Origin of the sequence: Streptococcus sp. NLN64, from assembly GCF_015831295.1 — a bacterium.
In the GTDB taxonomy this organism is placed as follows: domain Bacteria; phylum Bacillota; class Bacilli; order Lactobacillales; family Streptococcaceae; genus Streptococcus.
On the sequence record NZ_JADXDQ010000006.1, the window covers coordinates 14,272 to 29,858 of the forward strand.

Annotated in this window: 14 protein-coding genes and 1 other RNA gene; 11 read left to right on the forward strand and 4 right to left on the reverse strand. The window is 46.7% G+C overall.

Going from position 1 to position 15,587, the window contains the following annotated elements; translation table 11 throughout:
* The 3 genes from I2503_RS01780 to pelG are packed head-to-tail and all read left to right on the forward strand — an operon-like array spanning nt 1 to nt 3,776.
* The gene (locus tag I2503_RS01780; RefSeq protein ID WP_196091639.1) at nt 1-900 is read left to right on the forward strand and encodes a hypothetical protein; all 900 of its coding nucleotides are present in this window, start codon (nt 1-3) and stop codon (nt 898-900) included.
* Between the two features lie 30 nt (nt 901-930).
* Nucleotides 931-2,328 (forward strand): GT4 family glycosyltransferase PelF, encoded by a 1,398-nt coding sequence (pelF, locus tag I2503_RS01785; protein WP_196091640.1) that lies wholly within the window; start codon nt 931-933, stop codon nt 2,326-2,328.
* Entirely contained in the window at nt 2,328-3,776 is a 1,449-nt protein-coding gene (gene pelG, locus I2503_RS01790) for an exopolysaccharide Pel transporter PelG (RefSeq protein ID WP_196966829.1), read from the forward strand. Before pelF ends, pelG begins: the two co-directional genes overlap by 1 nt.
* A gap of 142 nt (nt 3,777-3,918) precedes the next feature.
* Here the strand turns inward: pelG and I2503_RS01795 are convergent, their stop codons facing one another.
* The gene (locus tag I2503_RS01795; protein ID WP_196966830.1) at nt 3,919-4,572 is read right to left on the reverse strand and encodes an HD domain-containing protein; all 654 of its coding nucleotides are present in this window, start codon (nt 4,570-4,572) and stop codon (nt 3,919-3,921) included.
* 92 nt (nt 4,573-4,664) lie between these two features.
* Between I2503_RS01795 and I2503_RS01800 the strand changes: the two genes are divergently transcribed.
* The 4 genes from I2503_RS01800 to I2503_RS01815 all read left to right on the forward strand — a co-directional run bounded on the left by I2503_RS01800 (nt 4,665) and on the right by I2503_RS01815 (nt 8,911).
* Nucleotides 4,665-5,879 (forward strand): hypothetical protein, encoded by a 1,215-nt coding sequence (locus tag I2503_RS01800; RefSeq protein ID WP_196966831.1) that lies wholly within the window; start codon nt 4,665-4,667, stop codon nt 5,877-5,879.
* Nucleotides 5,880-5,944: 65 nt separating this feature from the next.
* A complete protein-coding gene (locus I2503_RS01805) occupies nt 5,945-8,164 on the forward strand; it encodes a bifunctional (p)ppGpp synthetase/guanosine-3',5'-bis(diphosphate) 3'-pyrophosphohydrolase (RefSeq protein ID WP_196091644.1) in 2,220 nt (739 codons plus the stop codon).
* A gap of 9 nt (nt 8,165-8,173) precedes the next feature.
* Entirely contained in the window at nt 8,174-8,617 is a 444-nt protein-coding gene (gene dtd, locus I2503_RS01810; RefSeq protein ID WP_196091645.1) for a D-aminoacyl-tRNA deacylase, read from the forward strand.
* 6 nt (nt 8,618-8,623) lie between these two features.
* Complete coding sequence (locus tag I2503_RS01815) at nt 8,624-8,911, forward strand: rhodanese-like domain-containing protein (RefSeq protein ID WP_196091646.1); 288 nt, start codon at nt 8,624-8,626, stop codon at nt 8,909-8,911.
* Between the two features lie 390 nt (nt 8,912-9,301).
* Here I2503_RS01815 and I2503_RS01820 read toward each other — a convergent pair whose 3' ends face one another.
* On the reverse strand, nt 9,302-10,567 hold the full coding sequence (locus tag I2503_RS01820) for a toxic anion resistance protein (RefSeq protein WP_196966832.1): 1,266 nt from the start codon (nt 10,565-10,567) through the stop codon (nt 9,302-9,304).
* On the reverse strand, nt 10,564-11,415 hold the full coding sequence (locus I2503_RS01825; RefSeq protein WP_196091648.1) for a hypothetical protein: 852 nt from the start codon (nt 11,413-11,415) through the stop codon (nt 10,564-10,566). The genes I2503_RS01820 and I2503_RS01825 overlap by 4 nt, the downstream gene beginning before the upstream one ends.
* A gap of 340 nt (nt 11,416-11,755) precedes the next feature.
* On the opposite strand from I2503_RS01825, the gene I2503_RS01830 reads away from it, so the two are divergent.
* The 4 genes from I2503_RS01830 (at nt 11,756) to ffs (ending at nt 14,705) form a co-directional block, all read left to right on the forward strand.
* Nucleotides 11,756-13,045 (forward strand): adenylosuccinate synthase, encoded by a 1,290-nt coding sequence (locus tag I2503_RS01830; protein ID WP_196966833.1) that lies wholly within the window; start codon nt 11,756-11,758, stop codon nt 13,043-13,045.
* A gap of 11 nt (nt 13,046-13,056) precedes the next feature.
* Nucleotides 13,057-13,524, forward strand: coding sequence for a tRNA adenosine(34) deaminase TadA (gene tadA, locus I2503_RS01835; protein WP_196091650.1), 468 nt, complete (start codon nt 13,057-13,059; stop codon nt 13,522-13,524).
* 51 nt (nt 13,525-13,575) lie between these two features.
* Nucleotides 13,576-14,550 (forward strand): hypothetical protein, encoded by a 975-nt coding sequence (locus tag I2503_RS01840; RefSeq protein WP_196091651.1) that lies wholly within the window; start codon nt 13,576-13,578, stop codon nt 14,548-14,550.
* 58 nt (nt 14,551-14,608) lie between these two features.
* Nucleotides 14,609-14,705: signal recognition particle sRNA small type (gene ffs, locus I2503_RS01845), an RNA gene on the forward strand.
* A 140-nt stretch (nt 14,706-14,845) separates the two neighbouring features.
* Here the strand turns inward: ffs and I2503_RS01850 are convergent.
* A complete protein-coding gene (locus I2503_RS01850; RefSeq protein WP_196091652.1) occupies nt 14,846-15,475 on the reverse strand; it encodes a DUF4190 domain-containing protein in 630 nt (209 codons plus the stop codon).
* Between the last annotated feature and the right edge of the window lie 112 nt (nt 15,476-15,587).

Sequence of the window (15,587 nt, forward strand, 5' to 3'; positions counted from 1 at the left end):
ATGGAATGGACCTTTATGGGCCTTGTGTTGGCCCTCCATTTGATCTGGGCTAGTTACTTGACCAGACAAGGCAAACGGGGAGTCTTTCATTTTCCTGGTTATTATGTGATTTTTGCCTTTCTTCTACCGATTTTCGGTCCCTTGCTGCTTTCTATTGTTCATTTGAGTCAACAAATTGAATTGGATCTAAAATTGGTGGAAGAACCGGTTGAATGGGATGTGACCACCCAATCTAAGGGGGTGGATGTGGATCCGCATCAGAATCCGGTTCTACCTCTGGAGACGGCGCTGTTGTTGGAGGATGGTCAGGTGGCTCGCGGCTTGTTGTTGGACTTGCCCATGGAGCAGGCTAAGGATAATTTGGAGTTGCTCTATATGGCCCGCCAACATGGTGATTCTGAGGTTGTCCACTATGCGGCTAGTGTGATTGCAGGTTTGCAGGAGGACTATGAGCGGGGCATTCGGAGTTTGCGGCAGTTCTATGAGGAAGCGCCTCATGAGCCTGCGCGTCTCAAAAAGTATCAGGAAGCTTTAGAGGCCTACTTGGGGTCGGGACTGTTGGAAGGGCAGGCTCGTCGTGCTTATCTTCTGCAGGCAGGCCGATTGGCCAAGGAGCAGGTGGAGCGGTCCAATAACTATAAGGGGCATCTCCGCTTGGCACAAATTCAGTTGGATTTGGAAGATTATGAGGCAGCTCAAGCAGAGCTCTACCACCTCTTATCGACTTGGTCGGATCAGGAAGAAGTCTGGATGCTTCTACTTCGCTATTATTTTGAATTACATGATGCCTGGAATTTCCGTAAGGCCTTGGCTTCTGTGCGGGAAGAAGGGATTTATATTACCCATGAGAATGAAGCTCATTTACGGTTCTGGGAACAACGTTTGGAAGGTCGTGTCTAGAAATGATGGAGCTTATGAAAGGAGAAGAGTATGAAAATTGCCCTTATTTTTGAAGGTTCATACCCCTATGTTCATGGAGGTGTGTCAAGTTGGGCTCATGACTATATTCAATCCTTACCAGAACATGAGTTTGTGATTTGGACGGTGCATCCAGGAGGTTCAGTGTCTACGGATCCGGTCTATGAGATGCCTGCCAATGTCGTGGCCTTCCATGAGGTCTTCCTCGATCAGCCACCACAGGTTGGCTCTGATGGAACCCCTGTTTTGAGGAAGCAGGAAAAATCGAACGTACAAGCTCTTATTCAGGGGGAGGAGCCTTCTTGGTCTCAGCTTTTCCAGTCGGCCCAAGAAGGATGCTTGGATCCAGCTTGGCTGACTCGAAGTGCGGATTTTATCACTTGGGTAGAAGCAGAAGCCCAGCGGTCTTACCCCTTGGTTCCTTTTACCGATTATTACTATTCAATTCAATCCATGTTTACCCCACTTTTGACGGTTCTGGGGGCAGAAATTCCAGATGCGGATGCTTATCATGCTATTTCGACAGGGTATGCCGGACTTTTGGGAGCGATGGCTAGTCATCAGACGGGTCGACCGCTTTTTGTGACGGAACATGGAATTTATAGCCGTGAGCGGGAGGAAGAGATTCTCAGTTCTAGCTGGGTTCTCCATGCAATGAAGCAGGCTTGGGTTCAGTACTTTAACCAATTGGCCCAGGTGGCCTATGACCAGGCTGAGAGGATCACCTCCCTGTTTGAAAATGCTCGGAAAATCCAAGTGTCCTTGGGGGCTCCTGCTCAGAAAACGAAGGTGATTTCCAACGGAATTCACTACGAGCGCTTTAATGGGATTCCTCTCAAGGGACCAAGTGACTGGGTAGACATCGGTGCTGTGATTCGGTTGGCACCTATTAAGGATGTATTGAATCTGATTCGGGCCTTTTCGGATGTGAGTCAGGAACTTTCCTACGTGCGCTTGCATATTTTGGGAGATACGGTTGATCCAGACTATGCTCAGCAGTGTTACCAACTGGTGGAAGATTTGGGCTTGGATCGGGTAATCTTTGCAGGGCGCGTGGATGTTCGTAGTTATATGCGTGACTTGGATTTCACGGTTCTTTCCAGTCTGTCAGAGGGACAACCTTTGGCCGTTCTCGAATCGCTTGCGGCTGGTCGGCCCTGTGTGACAACGGATGTCGGTGCTTGCCGAGAACTCTTAGAAGGTGGACCTTTTGATCACCTTGGCTTGGCAGGATACACGGTTCCACCAACGGATAGTCATTCTTTGGGACAGGCTATGACGAAGATGGCCCTGTCTGAAGGGGCTCGTTGGCGGATGGGGCAGGTGGGTCGCCAAAGAGTGGCGCGCAGTTATCAACACCAACAAATGATTAAGCAATACCAACACATGTATGAAGGGAGGTTGAGCTAGTGGCCGGTATCGGTTTTGAATTACGAAAAATCTACGATGAGCAGACACCCTTGTCTAAGGAAAAGGCTTATGGGTTTACCAGTCTGATTTACGTCGGTCCCTTCTTGCTCGGTCTCTTTTTGGTTGGCTTGGTACAGGTTTTAGCTCAATTTACCTTGATAGATGCGAGCAGTCGGATGCAGGTATTGACAGGAATCACCTACGCGATGTTGGCCTCTCTAGGGATACAGAGCTTCTTCTCCTATCTGGTCAGTCGCTACCTAGCCGACAGTCTCTACCAGGACCGAGAAGATCAGGTCTTGTCTTCCTTTTTTGCCTCTAGTGTCTTGCTGCTCCTTCTGGGGACGGTGATCTATGGTACCTTCCTTCTTTTCGCTGGTTTGGGACCATGGGCCTATCTTTTGAATTTACTCTTGTTTGGGGTTCTGACCTTGATTTGGAACTCCATCCAGTATCTAACCGCCATTCAGGAGTACCGCTCCATTAGTAAGGCCTTTGTATTGGCAGCCGGAATCCTGGTCTTGACGGGTGGTCTAGCTTCCTTCTTTGGTCTCAATCAGGGACTGCTCTTAGGAGCCTGTCTGGCCTATGGCTTTATCCTGATTCGGATGGTCGGGCAGATTTTGTTGCACTACCCTAGCAATCACCGTCTCTCCTTTGATTTTTTACGGCGGGTGGATGACTATGCCGATTTGGCCCCTGTTGGCCCCCTTTTATTCCTAGGGCTCTATGGACATATCGTTGTGGCCCTCTATAGTCCCTTGAGCCAGCAGGTCACAGGCCTCTTTCGCCAAGCTCCTGCTTATGAGTTTGGCCTGCTCTTGGCCTTTCTCCTAACCCTCTTTGGCCTGGTCACCTATGTTATTTCTGTTGAAGTCTTCTTCTATCCGCACTTTCATCGTTTTTTCCTTTTATATAATAAAAAAGGGAATTACCTCAGTCTGCAACAGGCTGAGCGCGAGATGATGCGGGTATTACAGAGGGAATTGGGCTATCTCATTTGGAAACAGGTCATTGCGACCAGTTTGCTCATGGTGGGGCTCAACCTTCTGCTCTTACCGATGGAGGCCAGTTTGCCAGTTGGGAGTCTATTCCTTTTGAATCAGTTATGTTTGGCTTACGGAATCTATGGTATTGCCAATGCCTATCTTCTTACCCTGCTCTATTTTGCGGACTATCGGGGAGCCAAGCAGTTAGCCCAGGTCTTTGCGACCTTATCCTTGGGCTTGACTGGCCTGCTAGCTTGGCTAGCCCCAGCCTATCTGGGTTGTGGTTTCCTCTTAGCTAGTCTGATCCTCATGTTTTTGGCGCGTAGGAGACTAGGCCAGCTGCAAGAGCAGATGACCTATCATGTGCTAGGTCGTCCAGCTCAAGATGCCTTGAAAACCAGACACACCTATACAAATGTAGCTCAGAAATTAGAAGAAATCTTTGCGAAATTCGAATAAACAAGTAAACCCGGGACCTCGTCCCGGGTTTTTCGGCTCTTTCAAAAGTTGAATAACGGCGATAAGGCGTGCAAGGTTGGCAATCCATAGATTCACTGAATGTCAGATTTTGAAATTAAAAGACTATAACAGTTCATGAGTATTAGCGTTCTGCCTCCCATTCCGCATAAAACTGCTCTAAATAGGTCTCTAAAAATTGGTGTCGTCCCTGGGCTAGTTTCTTGGCATAGGCAGTGTTCATGCCATCTTTGAGCTTGAGGAGTTTTTCATAGAAGTGCAGGATGGCTGTGTCTTGACCGCTACGGTAGTCTTCCAAGCTGAGTTGTTCTCGTGGCTTTCGGGCGGGGTCGTGGATGGGTCTGCCAGCGTGACCAGAGTAGGCCATGGTTCGTGCGATTCCGATAGCCCCTAGGGCATCTAGGCGATCAGCATCTTGGACAACCTGCCCTTCGAGGCTTAAGGAGATATGGGTTTGGGTGCCTCCCTTGAAGGACATGTATTGGATGATGTGGAGGATATGGTCACGGTCATTAGGAGAAACCCCGTTACGGATTAACCAGTCCTGTACTTTTTGCAGTCCAGCGGCCTCGCTTTCATTTAATTTGGCATCTGCTATATCGTGCAGAAGGGCGGCTAGTTCACAAATAAAGAGATCGGCCCCTTCCTCTTGGGCGATGTGGAGCGCGTTTTGGGTGACCCGGTGGATATGCCACCAATCGTGGCCAGAGGTTTCATCCTTTAATTCTTGCAAGACATAGGCTCTCGCTTTTTCTAGAATGATCGTCTTGTCAGTCATGAGGTTCCTTTCTAGGTGCAAATCTACTTTCTCTCATTAGCATAGCATGTTTGGGTGGGGAAGGGAAGGGTCTGCTTTTATGGAGGAGAGTGATGTATCAGTGTAAACGGTGGCAGTATCAAGTCTTGCAGGAGCGCCCCTTAGTGGGGTATGCGCCAGATATTGGAAGTTCAGATGCTAGGGAGAGTCGTCTTTGCTTTTTATCCTTGACCTGGCGAGATTTGGAGCCCAAAGAGGGGGAGTTCGCTTTTGTGGGTTGGGAGCAGCGTTTGGGTTTCTCCCACCTACGGCAGCGAAGACAACGTTTGGTTTTTCGACTCGTCCTAGATCGTCCTAGTTCTAAGAGGACGTCGGGTTTGCCAGCTTGGATCTTGGAGAAGGTTCCTGCCAAACCCTATATCAGTCCATTTGGAAGAGGTCTTGTTCCGGATTATCATCATCCTTATTTAGCGGCGGCTTATCAGCGTTTGGTCTTGGCTTTGGGGAAAGCTTGGGGGCAGGATGGTCTGGTGGCCTATGTAGAGTTAGGGGGATTGGGCCATTGGGGGGAGTGGCACCAGCTTGCTAACTTGGGACCGTTGCCCCAAGGGGAGTTTGCCCAGCGCTTTTACGTAGATCCTTGGCTGCTGGCTTTTCGAGACTGTCATTTTTGTCTGCGGCGTCCTTTTGCTTGGCTGGACTGGGGGAAGTCTTATGGTTTTTATCATGATGAGCTGGGGGATCTGGCTCAGACGCGGGTTTGGCTGGAGGAGTTGATGCGGGGCGGTCCGTCGTTTGATGGGGCTCAGATGCGTGGCTTGGGGCAGGCTGGTGTGGAGCGGGTGCTAGGGGGTGAGTGGTCCTCTCATTGTTTGTGGGCGCCGCCAGGACGGGACTTGCTGGCTCAGATGCGAGGGTTGGGTTTGTCTTTTTTGGGGCCAGCCTTGCCTCGGAATTCCGAAACGTTTCAGGCTGTAGCGGCTTGTTTGGGGTATCAGATCTGGTTGCCGCAGGTCCAATTTGTGTCTAGTTTGATGGGGACTTGCCTTATTTTGACTTGGGAGAATAGGGGAGTGGCAGCCTTTCCCTTTGCTTGGTCCGTTTCCCTTAATTGGGAGACTTGGCAGGGGGAGCGGGGGCGAAAGCGGCTGTCTTTGGATTTGACGCGGCTGGTTGCGGGGCAGAGGAGGCGGTGTGTGACTTGGCTTTCCTGGCCCTTGCTGGCTTACAAGTTCTTAAGCTTGAGTATCGAAGATCCGATGATCAAAAAACCTCTTTGGATTTTTTCTCAAAAAGGGGAAAAGTGGGCTGGAGGCTTGCTTCTATAGGCTTGGAGTGTTTTCATACCAAAGGAAAAATGGTAAAATAGGGGACAAGAACAAGGGGGAGCAGGATGTCAAAAGAAGAGAATTTAACAGGGGCCCAGGTTGTTGCCCTTACGAGAGAATATTTATCACCTGAGGATGTGGCCTTCGTTCAAAAAGCCTTGATTTATGCAATTGATCGCCATAGTGGTCAGTTCCGTAAGTCTGGTGAGCCTTATATCATTCATCCGATTCAGGTTGCTGGAATTTTAGCCAAATTGAAGTTGGACGCGGTAACCGTGGCTTGTGGTTTCCTACACGATGTGGTGGAGGATACAGTTGTGTCCTTGGACAATTTGGAGCGTGAATTTTCCAAAGAGGTTCGCCTGATTGTGGATGGCGTGACCAAATTGGGGAAGGTGGAGTACAAGTCTCATGAGGAGCAGTTGGCTGAGAACCACCGTAAGATGTTGATGGCCATGTCTCAGGATATGCGCGTGATTTTGGTGAAGCTGGCCGACCGCTTGCACAATATGCGAACTCTTAAGCATTTGCGCAAGGACAAGCAGGAACGGATTTCCCGTGAGACTATGGATATTTACGCACCCTTGGCCCATCGTTTGGGGATTTCTAGCGTCAAGTGGGAGCTGGAAGATTTATCCTTCCGCTATTTGAATGAGGTTGAATTTTATAAGATTACCCATTTGATGAAAGAAAAACGGCGAGAACGGGAAGCGCTCGTGGATGAAGTGGTTGCTAAAATCACTAAGTACGCAGCCGAGCGGAATTTGGATGGTCAGATTTATGGTCGTCCCAAACATATTTATTCCATCTACCGTAAAATGCAGGATAAGAAAAAGCGTTTCGAAGAAATCTATGACCTCATCGCTATTCGCTGTATTTTAGAAACACCGAGCGAAGTTTATGCCATGTTGGGGTATGTCCATGAACTATGGCGGCCAATGCCGGGACGTTTTAAAGATTATATCGCCAATCCAAAGGCTAACGGTTATCAGTCTATCCATACGACTGTCTATGGTCCCAAAGGGCCGATTGAGTTTCAAATCCGGACTCAGGAAATGCATGAAGTTGCCGAGTACGGGGTTGCGGCTCACTGGGCTTATAAAAAAGGGATTAAGGGCAAGGTTGACAGTAAAGAATCCGCTATTGGTATGAACTGGATTAGCGAGATGATGGACTTGCAAGAGCAATCTGGGGATGCCAAGGAATTTGTGGATACGGTTAAACAAGACTTTCTGGCGGAAGAAATTTATGTCTTTACACCAGACGGTGCGGTCCGTGCCCTCCCCAAAGATTCCGTGCCAATCGATTTTGCCTATGAAATCCACACCAAGGTTGGGGAAAAGGCTACTGGTGCAAAAGTGAATGGCCGGATGGTGCCATTGACCACCAAACTTAAGACTGGAGATCAGGTGGAAATCATCACCTCAGCCAATTCCTTTGGTCCAAGTCGTGACTGGATTAACATTGTTAAAACCAGCAAGGCCCGCAACCGCATTCGTCAGTTCTTCAAGAATCAAGATAAGGCCTTGTCGATTGATAAGGGACGGGAGCTCTTGGTGGAGCAATTCCAGCAGCATGATATGCAGGCCAATCAGTTTTTGGATAAGAAACACTTGGATGTCTATTTGGAAAAATCTAGCTACAAGTCTGAAGAGGCCCTTTATGCAGCCATTGGATTTGGGGAAGCCTCTGCCATTTCTGTCTTTAACCGCTTGACGGAAAAAGAACGCCGAGAGATTGAACGCGAGAAGGCACGTGCCCAAGCTGAAGAACTCCTTCAAGGTGGGGAAATCAAGAGTGATAAGCCTGCCAACACCAAGTCTAGACAGGAAGAAGGAGTTTCTGTGAAAGGTGCACCGGGCCTGCTCATCCGGATGGCCAAGTGTTGTAACCCTGTTCCGGGTGATGCCATTGTTGGTTATATCACCAAGGGACGTGGGGTTGCGGTTCACCGCGAAGACTGTATGAACCTGCGTTCGCAAGAAAACTATGAACAAAGACTCTTGGATGTTGAGTGGGAGAGTACTGGCTCAGGCCATAAGGAATATACCGCTAATATTGATATCTACGGCCTCAATCGGACAGGTCTGCTCAATGATGTCTTGCAGGTGCTTTCCAATTCAACCAAGAATATTTCCATGTTTAATGCTCAACCATCCAAGGATATGAAATTCGCCACCATCCACGTTTCCTTTGGTATTTCAAGTTTAGCCAACTTGACCACGGTCGTGGATCGGATCAAGAATGTTCCGGATGTGTATTCTGTTAAAAGGACAAATGGATAGGAGCTGTTTATGCGGGTTGTATTACAGCGAGTAAAGGAAGCCTCTGTTTCCATTGATGGGGAAGTTCAAGCTGCCATTGGCACTGGCTTTCTCTTGTTGGTAGGGATTGGTCCTGCTGATACTGCGGATGATCTAGCCTATATTTGTCGGAAGGTCGTCAATATGCGAATTTTTTCCGATGACCTAGGGAAAATGAATTGTTCCATTCAGGATGTTGGAGGCGCCATCTTATCCGTTTCCCAATTCACTCTTTTCGCCCAAACTAAAAAAGGCAATCGCCCTGCCTTTACCGGGGCAGCCCAACCAGATTTGGCCAAGTCCCTTTATGAGGACTTTAACCAGCTCTTAGCGGACTTTGTTCCTGTTGAAACAGGTGTTTTTGGGGCGGATATGCAGGTGGCTCTGGTGAATGATGGGCCAGTGACTATTTTACTGGACAGTAAAAATCCTTAGGGGGTTATGATGGAGAAAATGACGATGGCCCAATTGGGGGCCTTGCTGGATGAGAAAGAAGTGGCTGTGTTAGATGTTCGAGATCGCGAAGACTTCGCTCCTCGACACTTTGAGGGTTCTCTCAATATTCCCGAACCCGAATTGGCAGATCGCTTAGACCAATTGGACGTGAACACAGTCTATCATGTAGTCTGTACCAAGGGGATCCGAGCTGAGCGTGCTAGTGCTCTCTTACAGAAACAAGGCTATCAGGTCGTTCAGATTGTAGATGGCTGGGCTACTTATGAAAGATGAAAAATCCCGTCAAGTCGAAAAAGGACTTGACGGGATTTTTGGGGTTCAATGCTAGCTAAGGGGCTCTGCATAGAGTTGGTCTGCGCTATACTCTTTTAGACTCATTGAATTTCAAAATCTGACTTTGTCAAGCCTCTTCGCCGAACTCATTGATTGCGTGTCTTGCACGCTTCATTGACAAAATTCAACAGGTCTTCCAGACCCGTTGAACTATCGTCATCAGATTGATGGCAAGCGATGCTTGCTTCATTACCTATTAAATTGTAATCCAATTCCTGGATTACAATTCGTTTCAGATTTCGAACTGTTTCGAGTATAAATTTAGAGGAAGGACGAGTTTTTTATCTGGAAATTGAAGTTCCACTGTCTGCAAGAAGTCTTCGCTCAGCCTTATTCAGTATGTTGTTCGACTTCTTTTTGAGCCGAAACACCCTGATTAAGGAGGCTTTGAATAATGGTTTTGTCGCGAAGTTTGACAGAATCATTGATACTGTTGGCCGATTCAACGATGGTTTGTTCCAGTTGAGCCCGTTTTTGTCTACCGTCTTCGATGGCTTGGATAATTTGTTGATTTTGCACGACTAAACTTTCGGCCAGCTTTGTCACAGCCTGGACACTCATGGTTGGATTTTGAGCGGTCCGTTCCAAGGCTGGAATGGCTTCCTTGCTGGTTTCTGCTAGTAGCTCTAGGGCCGCATTATTGGCATTGGTAATGGCATCGGCGGTCATACCAGAGCGGACGGATTGTTGGAGAATTCCGAGTTGAGCAATCGATAGTTTCATAGTAGGGATGGTATTGCGACGGAGCATCCCTAATTTTTGCCGCATGTCCGTAGAGACCTTGACCAAGTTCCGCATTTGTGGGGTGGTTGCCCAGGCTACGTATAGGCGGCTAATGTATTCCGTGTGTTGGATTTCGAGCATATTGACCACTTCTGTTAGGTGAGCCAACTGATCGGATTTGACTTGGTAATCGATGCTAGCAGGGTCAAGGCTAGCCACTTCCTGTTGGAGTTGGAAAGCGCGATCGCCAGCTTCTTTTTGGCTGGATTCGATAAAGGCGATGACTCCGACTAGATTTTCGATAGAATTGGTGTTTTCCTCAATTAGCATCTCAGCTGAGACAATGTTGCGGGCCAAGACTCCTTCTTGGTTAACAACAGCTGCGGCCATCCCATCCATTTTTTTCTCGATGCTTTGGGAGTCGAAGTAGAATTCTTGCAGGTTGTTCTTGCCCTGACGGAAGAGTTTTTGCAAGAAATTTGGTTTCTCTTCGAGATCGGCTGGTTTAGCATCTTTATACTTCGCGACGAAGCCGTTTAATTCGCGGTTTGTCTGGCTGAGAATGTCGTCTACTTGTGGGATTTCCAGCTTCTTCTGCTCACTAAGGATTTTATTGACCGTGATGTTGACGTTTTCCACAGCCTCTTGTCCGAAATCCAAAAGGGAATTTTTATCTTCCAAGAATTGGTCTACCAGTTGTGGAGTACGGTCCTGGATAGCAGATTGTTGCTGGGGAGTGAGTTTATCAAAAAACTGCAGGCTGGGTGTGTTGGGATTTCCAGGATCACTGGCTAGGATAATTTCACTGGTCTTGTCCTGTTTGAGGGCCTTGTTCGCAATGTTGTCAATGTCAAAGTTGAAGGATTCGCTCATTTATGTTCTCCTGTTTCGTTTTCAGGGCTTAAAATGCGGAGGCTGATTTCGAAGTCCCGCATGTCGGTTTCGTTTAATTGTTTAAGGGTTTCGTCCAAGAGTAGGTCGAACTGTTCCATAGCCACTTGTGCCTTCTTGAGGCGTTGTTGGGCCTGATAGTAATCTTTTGGATCTTGGTAAATCTTGAGGTAACCATTGAGGATTTCTTGGAAGTTCTTCATCTGGCTTTGGTGGACAGCCATCAATTCTTGCTGGTTGCCACCAGTGGAGTTTTCGATTTTGCGTATAATTTCCTGATGATCCTTTTGGATGTTGAGATAGGTTTCTCGAATTTCTTCAGGAATTGGACCTTCCCATTGGTTATCGTCTATAGGTTCCACATAAGCCTCCTTGAGGCGAAGTTGTTCCTGATAGTCTAGTTGTTTGTATTCTTGGAGTTGGTAGTTGACTTTTTGTTGGTTTTTAGTAGCGGTTTTACTAATGGTATTGTAGCGCTTGAGGCCTAGTTTTTTGCGTAGGTCAATGGCCTCAGCTTGGATTGTTTCCAACCGTTCCAAGGTTGGACCAGCCAATTCCTGGTAGGCCTGGATATCGCCCTTGTCTCGAAAAAAGTCTAGCTGTTTTAAATCGAGGTCCACCTTCTGGATATCCTGACGCAGGTACTCTATTCTTAATTTTTTATTAGAAGAAACATGAATACGGTGGGCAGCGATAAAGAGGAGACTTGGCAGCATTAAAATTTCTAGTGGATCTATCATGGTCGAGAAAAGAAATAGTAAGATGAGTAGGATGGTGATCGCACTGGAATTATAAAAACGACTGTGAAAAAAGGATTTTCTTCTGTTCATATATAACCTCTATCTTCCTAAGAATATTCTAGCAAAAAAAGGGGATTTGTGGGGGAAATGGGTGGAACTTCCGACGGAAGTCTGAGAGGACTGCATAAAAATTGAAAAAATTCCGAAAATTAGGTATAATAGGACGTAAAAACTTCTTAGAGTGTGTCCGAACAGAGTTTTGTTCGTGGATATGCTTGTGAAAACATGTTTAAATCGGATTTATAGTCCAAAAAGCGAACAAGGAATAGAAGTGGACACAAGTAGACGGACTCAGAGTGATTTTACTAGTTAAGTTAGGAAGGTTGAGACTTTTTGTCCCGACCACTCGAAAAAGAGCAGGAGACGAGAAATGACTTCAGTTGTTGTTGTGGGAACCCAATGGGGTGATGAAGGAAAAGGGAAGATTACGGACTTTTTATCTGCGAATGCGGAAGTAATCGCCCGCTATCAAGGTGGTGACAATGCTGGGCACACCATTGTGATTGATGGAAAGAAATACAAATTGCATTTAATCCCGTCAGGAATTTTCTTCCCTGAGAAGATTTCTGTGATCGGAAATGGGATGGTGGTTAATCCCAAGTCCTTGGTGAAAGAATTGCAGTACCTAGCAGAAGAAGGAGTTTCAACCGATAACCTTCGTATTTCTGATCGGGCACATGTAATCTTGCCTTACCACATCTGTTTGGATCAACTGCAAGAAGATGCTAAAGGCGAAAATAAAATCGGGACTACGATTAAAGGAATTGGCCCTGCTTATATGGACAAAGCGGCACGGGTTGGAATCCGGATTGCAGACCTCCTAGATCGAGATATTTTCAAGGAACGCCTGCAAATCAACCTTGCTGAGAAAAATCGAATTTTTGAAAAGTTATATGGCGCTGAGGCTTTAGATTTTGAGGAAATCTTTGAAGAATATTATGCCTACGGACAGGAAATCAAGAAGTATGTTACAGACACTTCTGTTATCTTGAATGACGCCTTAGATCAAGGGAAACGGGTTCTCTTTGAAGGTGCACAAGGCGTTATGTTGGACATTGACCAAGGAACCTACCCATTTGTAACCTCTTCCAACCCAGTCGCTGGTGGGGTTACCATCGGATCAGGAGTTGGTCCAAGTAAGATTGACAAGGTAGTAGGTGTCTGCAAGGCCTATACATCACGAGTTGGAGATGGTCCATTCCCAACAGAATTATTTGATGAAGTCGGTGATCGCATTCGTGAGGTCGGTCATGAATACGGAACAACTACAGGTCGTCCACGTCGTGTTGGTTGGTTTGACTCAGTTGTGATGCGTCATTCCCGTCGTGTTTCAGGGATCACAAACCTTTCCCTTAATTCCATCGATGTCCTCAGCGGCTTTGACACCGTGAAAATTTGTGTGGCTTATGATCTTGATGGTGAGCGCATTGATTACTACCCAGCTAGCTTGGAACAGCTCAAACGTTGCCGTCCAATCTATGAAGAAATGCCAGGTTGGTCTGAAGACATCACAGGCGTTCGCAGCTTGGAAGAATTGCCAGAAAATGCTCGTAACTATGTTCGTCGGATTTCAGAATTGGTGGGTGTTCGGATTTCAACCTTCTCTGTTGGTCCAGGTCGGGAACAAACCAACATTTTAGAAAGTGTTTGGAGTCAATAGGAGCAACCTCGATGGACTATAGTCTAGAAGAAAAAGAAGCCTTCATGCGTGAAGCTCTGGCGGAAGCAGAAAAGGCATTGGCCTTGGAGGAAATTCCCATCGGTTGTGTTCTAGTAAAAGACGGTCAGATTATCGGACGTGGCCACAATGCGCGTGAGACTCTGAATCGTGCCGTTCTTCATGCAGAAATTATGGCAATTGAAGCTGCCAATGCCCATGAGGGGCATTGGCGCCTTTTGGATACAACGTTATTTGTGACCATCGAGCCCTGCGTCATGTGTAGCGGTGCCATTGGCTTGGCTCGAATTCCGCAAGTTGTTTATGGGGCAACCAATCCTAAATTCGGAGCTGCTGGTAGTCTCTATAACATTCTCGAAGATAGCCGCCTCAATCATCGAGTAGAGGTTGAGGTCGGGATTTTGGAAGAAGAGTGTGCAGGGATTATGCAGCGCTTTTTCCGCGAAAGAAGGAAAAAATGAAAAATAAGGCTGGAACTTTCTCCAGTCTTATTTCTGAATGAAAGGCGTTTTATGAAAAAGAAATTTCTAGTTGGCGTACTCCTGGCAACCAGTCTCCTGACTGCCTGCAGCCTTGAAACAACTGTGCGTGAAAAGGGGCAGGAACTCATCGAAAAGGTGGCTAGTTCCAATTCGTCTAGTCAGGCTGACTCAGGAGAAGCTGCCCAGCAAGCCTATCAACCGATGTTGGAGGAAATGAAAGATACATGGGATGTCTTGTCAGGCTTTGGTTCTAATCAGTCTCTGTCCTATGCAATGGTGGATATTGACCAAAATGGTCAGCCTGAACTCTTGCTTGGCTCGAAACACGGGGATGGATCGGTTCGGGTAATGGATCTCTATTATCTCAATAATGGTCAACCGACCTCCCTCCTGCCAGAGTCGGCAGAAAGTATTCAAGTCTTTGAGGGTGGTCAGATCCTTGCCTATCGTTTGAATGGTAGTAAGGGAAAGGTTCAACACTATCAGCTTTCTGCTAAGGGGGGAACAGCACAATTCGTCGAGGAGAAAGAATTCCAGAATGGACAAGACCAGGCCCTAGAAATGTTTCGTCTGGAGAATGAAGTCCCTCTTGAAAACCTCAATTGGGTGCAGCTAACAGATACCAAAGCGAGTCCAGAGAGTTCCACCACAAGTCAAAAATCATCTGGTGACAAGGAAGCCATTGCAGCTGGGGACTTCTCCAGTATCCAAGGAAGCTGGATGAGCGTAAGTGGAAATAGCTTTGAACTTTCTGGTAACAAAATCCTCATGAATGGACAGACCTATACTGCAGCGAGATTTAGAGAAGTGAATGGGGATATAGCCTGGAGCATTGCGGAAGGACAGTCCAGTCCACCGGTATTTGTTTTTGTTCCAGCCGGCCAAGCTCTGAACACCCCAGCTCAATCGTATGAGTCTGACAAAAGCCAAGATCGGATTTATCTGATGCCGCAATACGCAGCGCCGCAGGCAGAGATGGAAGAAAACATCTATTATCGTCGTTAGCCTGGGGATTTAAGACTAAAGGAAGAAAAATAGTCGACAAAAAGCAAAATTGTGGTATAATACTTAGTGGAGCAACAGTCTTGCGTGAAGCGGGTCAGGGGAGGAATCCAGCAGCCCTAAGCGATGTAGATTGTGTGCTCTTTTTGTGTGTCTTGAAAAGATTGGTCATCTTGTATACTCTTAATACTCTTTTAGACTCATTGCATTTCAAACATACTAAGCTTTTCAATAGTATAGTAAAAGAATTCAAAAAAAGAGGTTGGAATCAGTTTCCAGCCTCTTTTTTCTTATGATATCAGGTCACCGTTTCTTGTTCAGCTTCTTCCGGATGAGTGTCTAGGTCGGTTGCAGATTTAAAGACCAAGAGCCAGTCCCCGTTTTCTTGTTTGACAAAGGTCAAGGTTACGGATCGGTAATCATCGTATAGGCTGCTCTCGTAGTAAGCCGTTTTCGTTTGGAATCTTTGGGTGTCAGTTTCGGCGGTGCCGTCACTGGTTGAAGTTGGTTCGCCAAAGCGAGAGATGACATCTTTTAGATTGGTTCCACCAGCTCCCGTAGCACCATCTCCGAGAACAAGGTCATCATAATCTTTTTGGGTCCATATGAATTCGGATTCTGTATAAGCCTCGTCATCTTCTAGATAAGTCTCATAGTTTGTGTAGATTTCTTTTACGATTGCCTCATAAACCGATTGTGTCATCAAAAAAATACCGATGGCTGACACCGCTAAGGCAGTACTTACGATGCCCAAAGCCTTCTTGTTTTTCCAGTTGTTATACAGTTCAATGATTCCAAGAACCAGAGCAATAAGGGCGAGGATACAAGAAATGTAATTTAAAAAAGGAACCCATGAGCCCAGTAAGGCGAGGACCGCTAGGGTTAGTGCAATAATCCCTAAAACATGGGATTCGGGTTTCTGATCCATAATGTTCTCCTAAATAGTCTTTTTCGTTTTGTGTAAAACCTAAGTTTAGTATAGCAAAGTTTTCATTTTTACCAAAAGAATGTTTCCTAAAAAAATGGCCTATCTCCTGTGA